This is a genomic window from Nocardia sp. 2TAF39 (genome assembly GCF_052114905.1).
In the GTDB taxonomy this organism is placed as follows: Bacteria; Actinomycetota; Actinomycetes; order Mycobacteriales; family Mycobacteriaceae; genus Nocardia.
Genome location: NZ_JBFRFQ010000020.1, coordinates 104,423 through 111,407 on the forward strand (window position 1 = coordinate 104,423; position 6,985 = coordinate 111,407).

Genomic DNA, 6,985 nt, shown 5'->3' on the forward strand with positions numbered 1-6,985 from the left:
GCCGCGCGCGCGAAGCGGGGATGGCGGTGACATATTCCGAAGTGGTCGTCGAAGCCGACGGCGGCTCGCGCGGCAATCCAGGCCCGGCCGGGTACGGCGCGGTGGTGTACGACGCGGAGCAGGTCCGGGTGCTCGCCGAACGCCGGGAGTTCATCGGCGTTGCCACCAACAACGTCGCCGAGTACCGCGGCCTGATCGCCGGATTGGAGGCGGCGGCGGAACTCGGCGCCGAATCCGTCACGGTGCGAATGGATTCCAAGTTGGTCGTCGAGCAGATGTCGGGTCGCTGGAAGGTCAAGCACGCGGCCATGGTTCCGCTCGCCGACCGCGCGCGCAGGCTGGTCGCCGGTTTCGCGCGGGTGAGCTTCACCTGGATTCCGCGCGAGCAGAACGCGCGCGCCGACCGGTTGGCGAACGAGGCGATGGACGACGCCATCCTGGTGGATGAGGTCCGCTCGGCGGCTTCGCGTGAGCAGCGGGCACCGGCGACGGGGCCCGTCGATCCGGCCGTCGCCACCGGCGACGAGCGCGAGCTGCCGAGTTGGATCGACGAGGTAAGGGACGCGGACGCAGTGGCGGCGAAGGCCGCACAGACCGGCCCGGGCTGGACCGGAGCCACCGGCCGCCCCACCCGTCTGCTTCTGTTGCGCCACGGCCAGACCGAGCTGTCGCTGCAACGCCGCTACTCCGGTCGCGGCAACCCTCCGCTCACTGCCCTTGGCCGCGAGCAGGCTGCCCGCGCCGCGAAAATGCTCGCCGCCAAAGGTGATATAGCGGCCGTGGCCAGCTCGCCGCTCGGCCGCGCCAGGGAGACCGCCGACGCCGCGGCCACCGCGCTGGGCGTGCCGGTCACGGTGCTCGACGGCCTGATCGAGACCGACTTCGGTGCCTGGGAGGGCCTGACTTTCCTGGAGGCCGCGCAGCGCGATCCGGAACTGCACGCCCGCTGGATCGGCGATCCCGCGATCGCTGCCCCAGGCGGCGAGAGCTTCGATCAGGTCCGGGAGCGGGTGGACGCGGCTCGTCGCGATCTGGTCGGGTTGTATCCCGGCGCGAACGTGGTGGTGGTCAGCCACGTGACCCCGATCAAGACGCTGCTGCAACTGGCGCTCGGCGTCGGCCCGTCGCTGCTGTACCGGCTGCATCTGGATCTGGCGTCGTTCTCGATAGCGGAGTTCTATCCCGACGGTGCAGCATCGGTGCGTCTGGTGAACGACACGTCATATCTTTGATGCGCCGCCGAACACGGTGTGGGAACCGCGAACTATGCCTTACTTCAACATATTTGCCTGTCACATTCGTGCGATGCGGTGAATCTCGCTTCAACTCCACCTGTCCCGCCGCAGAGCGGTAGAGTCCCGGACGGTGGTTCATGGGCAGCAACGCCCGCGTCGCGGCAGGAAGCACCTGTGTCGTCGAATAACCTGGGCACAGCGCTCGAGGCGGAACCGGGTCGGGCGCCCGCCCAGCCGGAGGTTGCCGCCGGCACAGCCGTGTGGTTCCGCCGGACTGTCACGAATTCGCTGCTGCCGCAAGGTTGCGCAGCGCGGTCGCGGTGAATTGATCCAGAGGATAGAACAATTCGATGGCCAGTTCGGACAGCGTGATGTCGGCCGGTGCGCCGAACGTGGCCATCGTGCTGAACATCGACAGCTCGCCTGCGGGGGTGCGGATCCGGATCGGCACCTCGAACGGACTCGTTCGTGTCCCTGCCTGATCCGAATCGTCGGTGATCCGCGGTGGGGCCGGGTAGCCGGACACCTCGTCGTACAGCGCCGCCAGCTCGGGATCGCCGCTCGCGGTGACCTGCCTGGCCAGCCGTTCCACGAACAGCTCGCGTACCTGGGCGAGGTTGGCCAGCCGGGCGGAGAGCCCCTCTGGATGCAGCACCAGCCGGTACACGTTCGGCCGTGGCGCCCGCACGTGGTCGGGAACGCCGTGCATCAGCACGCCCATCGCCGCGTTGCCGGTCACCACGTTCCACACCCGATCGACCACCACCGCCGGGTACGGCTCGTGCGCCGTCAGCATGGTGTCCAGCGCGGCGCGGACCGACGTGAGATGCGCGTCGTCCAGGCTGCTCTCCCGATACGCCGGCGCGTAGCCCGCGGCCATCAGCAGCGTATTGCGCTCGCGCAGTGGCACATCCAGCGTCTCGCACAGTCGCAACACCATTGCCCGACTCGGCTGGGCGCGCCCGGTCTCCACATACGACAAGTGGCGCGCCGAGGTGTCGGCCGCCAGCGCCAGATCGAGCTGGCTCAGCCTGCGTCGCTGCCGCCACCCGCGCAGCAGAATGCCCGCTCTGGATTCCGTTCCCACCGGTGTATGTGCCACCCGCCCAGCTAATCACCAGCCGTGCCGCGCAGCCATGACCTCAGAGGTTATTGAGACTCTCACCTCGAGTCAGCAGGGTTGGACCCGAGAGCCGATGGGGCCCCGACAGGGATCGACCACAGGAGCGGACATGAGCATCTCGACCACGGCCACCCGGCCCGCACCCACCCGTGAGTTTCTGCGTACCGCGCTGCGGGTGGACGGCTGGAGTACCGGAATCTTCGGTGGGGTACTGCTGGCGGGCGCCGCGGCTCTGCGGGACCCGCTCGGGCTGCCCACCATCTGGAGTGTTGTGTTCGGTGTCGCCATGCTCTGCGGTGCGCTCGTCCTGCTGCTGATCGCGGGACAGCCCGAGATCCGGCCGCGGCACGCGAAGGGGGTCGTCGCTGTCAATGCACTGTCGGCCGTAGTGATGATCGCGCTGGCCGAGTCCGGTGTCCTCGAGCTCACCGGCCTCGGTGTGGCGCTCCTGCTCGTCGGCGCCGTCGTGGTCGCGGTCTTCGCCGGGATCGAATTCACCGGCCTGCGCCGACTCGCCTGAGCGGTCGCGACCAATGCATACCGACGACCGATCACGCCGCGCCGACGAGGCAGCCCTTGCCCGTCTGCTCGACGCACAGATCGCCGCGTGGGCAGCCGGTGACGTGCGGCATTCGCCGCGACCTTCACACCCCGAACGCGTGATGGAATTGCGCCTCTGAGGTTCGGTTTGTCCGCGCGGTCGCCGGGTAACCGGGCGTCGACAGGGGCGTGACGAGCGGTTCTCTCGCCCAGCGCCCTCGGTCTTTGGTGCCGCGCTCGCCGATCGACACCATCGGGACATCCGCCCGGCACCGCGCCGCCGAGGACAGGAGACAGTGATGAACGAACGCAAATCCCCCGATCCGGAAACCGACGGTTTCCAGGAGATCGTAGGCGCCGCGCGCGGCGAGGCGGCCGAGACCGAGCACCGGGCCGAGGACACGGCTGCCGAGGCACGGCACGCGGCCGAACGCGAAGCCGCCGACGTGCGCCGCCGGGCCGCGGAGGCGACACGGGAGGCGGAGGAGAAAGTGGCCGCCGCGCGCCGGGCGGGTCACAGCCAGGAGGCCACGCAAAAGACGGCCGAGTCCATTCGCCGGGCGGCCGAGCGCGCCGAACTCACGGAGGCGAACACCGCCGCAGTCGGCGAGCGTGGGGCAGCCGGAGTCCCCGAACCGGTTGCCCAGCAGGGCCGCACGCTGCTGGAATTGTTCCGCAACCGACCCCTGCTCGCCGCCGCACCCGCAGCGGTCATCGCCTTCGTTGTCTGGCGAGCCCTCCGCGGACGGTAATCGAGCCGCCTGCGCGTCAGAAGGTGCGGAGACGAACCTGGCGAACCGGTCCGTCGCCCCCGCTTCCACTGGTGCGAACCACAGGCTCTTGTAGCACGAACGTCCGCGCGCACTGGCCAGTGGTGAACCGTCGACGAGGACAGGGTGAGCATCGACACCACCGAGGCATGTGCCGGACCGAGCGCTCCCGGTGGCCACGCCTGCCGACGTGCTGAATCCGGCCGGCCGACGGCCCCGAATGCGCTCGTACCAGCAGGTCAGCGGTTCGGATATGGCGGCTGGCCGTACGGCGGGGCCGGATGTCCGGGGGCTGCGGCGGTGGGATGCCCGTAAGGCTGGGGATGCTGGTGGCCGTACGGCGGGGGCGCGGGCTGACCATATGGCGGTGCGGGCTGGTGGCTGTACGCCGGAGTCGGTTGACGACGTGCCGCGATCCACCGGCCGGTCGGACTGATGGCGGCGAGGACAAGGGTCGCCAGCGCCAGCACGGAGACGACTATCGGCAGCAGGCCGAAAAGGCCTACCATCACGAGCCCGACAACTATGTTGATCAAGCTCAGCGCGCTGCCGACGACGACCAGAACTCGGCCGACGGTCGATCGACACAGCAGCAGGACACCGCCCAGAACGAGCAGGAACGCCACGAATCCGGTCACCGCCAGGTTGACCAGCGCGAGACCTGCCAGAGTGTCGAAGGTCCGCGATCCGACCGTCACCATCGAGACGAGACCGAATATCTTCCAACCGCCATCCAGCAACGCAAGCAGGGCCGCCGCGATTCCGGTGCCACCACCCGCCGACGATCGAGGCGGCGGATAGCCGTGACCCGGCTGGTGGGGATGAACGGGCGGATAGCCGCCCGGTGCGGCACCTGGCCCGCCATGCTGGTAGTTCATATCGGCAGTCATTCCTCCTTGGTCACCGCGGACCATACCGTGCCATGGCCCGGCTCGCCCAGGCATGGGAGTCTCGCCAATTCCGCGATCCAGCCGAGAAATGACTACGAAAGTGCGCCCGTACATGGGACACCTACGGGCGCAACGTCTTTCGATTCCTAAATATTCGCCTTCGCGTAAACCTTCATCGCGTCGCGCACGAATTCGGGTGTGCCGGATCCGTGTACGTCGTGGATCAGGGCGAAAAGGAAGTCGGATGCGTGCGGGTCTCACCGCAGTCCATGGTGCCTTCGAGACTCGACGGTGTGGTCGCGAAGGCTGGACGAGTTCGATCGACGAGGAATTCGAGATCCAATGTCCCGTCTGCTGGGCCGCCATGATCGTGCACCTCGGCGGGCCCGGATTCTTCATTTGTGCGAGTGGTTATCCGCTCGACAAGGTCACCAAGCGACCGCTGATTCCAGCGAACCCCGGTGACATGACCGGGCTCGGTGCTCGTCTCCACCAGCTCGCCCTTGTCGGTCGGCAGCGCACGATCGCTCGGCAACTCACCTTTTCTCTTCGGTCGTGGCACATAGATGGCAGTCACAACACCCGCGGCCGTCGGAGAGACATGTCGAGCTTGGTGCGGAAGCGGCCGAAATGGGGGTCGGAGTGTGGGATGGCGAATCCGTCGATGTCCCACCACTCTTCGCCGTCGAACTCGCGGGGATCGAGAGTGTAGTCGCGGCTGTGGTCTCCGCGGATGACGTACCAGAGGCTGACGTCCTCATGGCCCCCGTTCGCGTCGACAATCGAGGTGATGGTGAGGAAAAGCGGGTCGGGCCCGATGACATCGAATTCCGCCTCGACACCGATCTCCTCGGCGGCTTCGCGGCGCGCCGTCTCGTGCGGATGCTCCCCAGGATCGGCGTGCCCTCCGGTCGGCAACCACAGCTCGGCGAGGCGATGTCGACCGAGCAGCACCCTGCGCGCCTCCGGATCTACCAGCACGACGTAGGAGACCAGATGCCGCGGCGGCATGGCGGGTTTCGCGCGGCGGAACACGTCGTCGGTCGACGCGAGCCAGGCCAGCGCCGTATCGATGTGCTCCTGCTCGAGGCTGTCGAGGGGTGCTATTGCGTCCACGATCTCGGCGACGGCAGCGGTCGCGGCATTCATGGCACCGGACAGTAGCGCCGGGCACCGACAGGGTCAGCCGTCGAGAACGGACTGGCCTGAGCCGGGTGGCTCCAGCCGCAGCGGCGGGATTCGAAGCGGACGGGTCGAGACGCAGCGGCTGTCGGGTTGCCGGATCTGTGTGGCGATGTGCTGGGGGGTCGGAGTCGCGACGTGATCGTAGAGTGGGTTGCATGCTGGAGCGGTATGAGGTGGAAGCCTTCTTGACGCTTGCAGAGGAGTTGCATTTCGGTCGGACGGCAGAGCGGATGAGAGTGTCGACGACTCGGGTCAGTCAGACGATCAGGAAACTGGAGCGGAGTGTCGGTGCGGACCTGTTCACCCGCACCAGCCGACGAGTGGAACTCACTCCCATCGGTCGACAACTCGAGAAGGACCTTCGCCCCGCGTGGAACCAGACGGTCAGCGCCTTCCAGCGGGCTGTCGAAGCCGGCCGAGGTGTGACGGGAACGCTGCGGGTCGCGTTCGTCAACGCCGCAGGCGGAACGCTACTGGCCGAGGCGGCGGAGCTGTTCCGTCAGAGACAACCCGATTGCGCCGTCCAGATTCGGGACGCGCAACTCTACGAAATCATGCCTTGGCTTCGTGAAAACGAAGTGGACATAGCGTTCTTCGCTTTTCCGGTGCGAGAAGAGGGGGTCGTCGTGGGGCCCGCCCTCGTCGTCGAGCCTCGCCTGCTTGCTGTGTCATCGTCACATCCCCTTGCCGGCCAGGAGTTCGTCTCTGTCGAGGAGTTGGCCGATGTCGAGGTGCTGCGCTTGCCGGAAACCCTGCCGAAATCCTTCCGCGACGAACGCACTCCCTGTGCCACACCTGCTGGGCGGTCGATCCGCTTCGGCCCTTCGGCCGCGACGTTCCAGGAGCTGCTGGTACTCATCGGTGCCGGGCGGGGCGTCCTCCCGGTCAGCATGAGCGCGGCGAAATACTACGCGCGACCCGAGATCTCCTACATTCCGTTCCGCGACGCGGAGCCGGTGGAGTGGGGACTGATCTGGCGAGCGGACAACACAACCGCACGGGTCCAGGCATTCGGCGCCGCGGCACGCGAGCTTTGCGCAGCCGGTGTGCTCGCGGCTCAGGCTTTACCAGGCAAACGGCAGCATTTCCGCTCCCTAGTGTGTCGGTCCCGAAATTGCAGCTCTAATTATCTATGGTGTTGGGGTGGCGGGTTTCGGGCGTAGTGATGTCGAGTTCGTACTGGCCGGTGACGAGCGGGACCAGCTTGTCGCATGGTCGCGGGCGGAGTCGTCGCGGTTGGCG

Annotated in this window: 9 protein-coding genes; 5 read left to right on the plus strand and 4 right to left on the minus strand. The window is 67.5% G+C overall.

The window, feature by feature from the left end; translation table 11 throughout:
• Positions 1 to 20: 20 nt before the first annotated feature.
• Positions 21 to 1,232 (plus strand): bifunctional RNase H/acid phosphatase, encoded by a 1,212-nt coding sequence (locus tag AB4Z47_RS15415; protein ID WP_441951386.1) that lies wholly within the window; start codon positions 21 to 23, stop codon positions 1,230 to 1,232.
• 280 nt (positions 1,233 to 1,512) lie between these two features.
• On the opposite strand, the gene AB4Z47_RS15420 is transcribed toward AB4Z47_RS15415, so the two are convergent.
• Entirely contained in the window at positions 1,513 to 2,337 is an 825-nt protein-coding gene (locus tag AB4Z47_RS15420) for a helix-turn-helix domain-containing protein (RefSeq protein WP_441951388.1), read from the minus strand.
• Positions 2,338 to 2,467: 130 nt separating this feature from the next.
• On the opposite strand from AB4Z47_RS15420, the gene AB4Z47_RS15425 reads away from it, so the two are divergent.
• From AB4Z47_RS15425 to AB4Z47_RS15435, 3 genes are all read left to right on the plus strand, one after another.
• On the plus strand, positions 2,468 to 2,878 hold the full coding sequence (locus AB4Z47_RS15425) for a hypothetical protein (protein ID WP_441951389.1): 411 nt from the start codon (positions 2,468 to 2,470) through the stop codon (positions 2,876 to 2,878).
• A 13-nt stretch (positions 2,879 to 2,891) separates the two neighbouring features.
• A complete protein-coding gene (locus AB4Z47_RS15430) occupies positions 2,892 to 3,038 on the plus strand; it encodes a hypothetical protein (protein ID WP_441951390.1) in 147 nt (48 codons plus the stop codon).
• A gap of 159 nt (positions 3,039 to 3,197) precedes the next feature.
• On the plus strand, positions 3,198 to 3,650 hold the full coding sequence (locus AB4Z47_RS15435) for a hypothetical protein (RefSeq protein WP_441951392.1): 453 nt from the start codon (positions 3,198 to 3,200) through the stop codon (positions 3,648 to 3,650).
• Positions 3,651 to 3,907: 257 nt separating this feature from the next.
• On the opposite strand, the gene AB4Z47_RS15440 is transcribed toward AB4Z47_RS15435, so the two are convergent.
• The 3 genes from AB4Z47_RS15440 to AB4Z47_RS15450 form a co-directional block, all read right to left on the minus strand.
• Entirely contained in the window at positions 3,908 to 4,558 is a 651-nt protein-coding gene (locus AB4Z47_RS15440) for a hypothetical protein (RefSeq protein WP_441951393.1), read from the minus strand.
• Between the two features lie 223 nt (positions 4,559 to 4,781).
• Positions 4,782 to 5,093, minus strand: a complete 312-nt coding sequence (locus AB4Z47_RS15445) for a hypothetical protein (protein ID WP_441951395.1) — start codon at positions 5,091 to 5,093, stop codon at positions 4,782 to 4,784.
• 38 nt (positions 5,094 to 5,131) lie between these two features.
• A complete protein-coding gene (locus AB4Z47_RS15450; protein ID WP_441951396.1) occupies positions 5,132 to 5,707 on the minus strand; it encodes an NUDIX hydrolase in 576 nt (191 codons plus the stop codon).
• A gap of 191 nt (positions 5,708 to 5,898) precedes the next feature.
• On the opposite strand from AB4Z47_RS15450, the gene AB4Z47_RS15455 reads away from it, so the two are divergent.
• A complete protein-coding gene (locus AB4Z47_RS15455; RefSeq protein WP_441951398.1) occupies positions 5,899 to 6,906 on the plus strand; it encodes a LysR family transcriptional regulator in 1,008 nt (335 codons plus the stop codon).
• Positions 6,907 to 6,985 lie beyond the last annotated feature (79 nt).

Bases quoted from the DNA above. Each gene is read 5' to 3' on its own strand.
- AB4Z47_RS15435 (WP_441951392.1), top strand. From the start codon at position 3,198: ATGAACGAACGCAAATCCCCCGATCCGGAAACCGACGGTTTCCAGGAG.
- AB4Z47_RS15425 (WP_441951389.1), top strand. From the start codon at position 2,468: ATGAGCATCTCGACCACGGCCACCCGGCCCGCACCCACCCGTGAGTTT.
- AB4Z47_RS15450 (WP_441951396.1), bottom strand. From the start codon at position 5,707: ATGAATGCCGCGACCGCTGCCGTCGCCGAGATCGTGGACGCAATAGCA.
- AB4Z47_RS15440 (WP_441951393.1), bottom strand. From the start codon at position 4,558: ATGACTGCCGATATGAACTACCAGCATGGCGGGCCAGGTGCCGCACCG.
- AB4Z47_RS15430 (WP_441951390.1), top strand. From the start codon at position 2,892: ATGCATACCGACGACCGATCACGCCGCGCCGACGAGGCAGCCCTTGCC.
- AB4Z47_RS15415 (WP_441951386.1), top strand. From the start codon at position 21: ATGGCGGTGACATATTCCGAAGTGGTCGTCGAAGCCGACGGCGGCTCG.
- AB4Z47_RS15455 (WP_441951398.1), top strand. From the start codon at position 5,899: ATGCTGGAGCGGTATGAGGTGGAAGCCTTCTTGACGCTTGCAGAGGAG.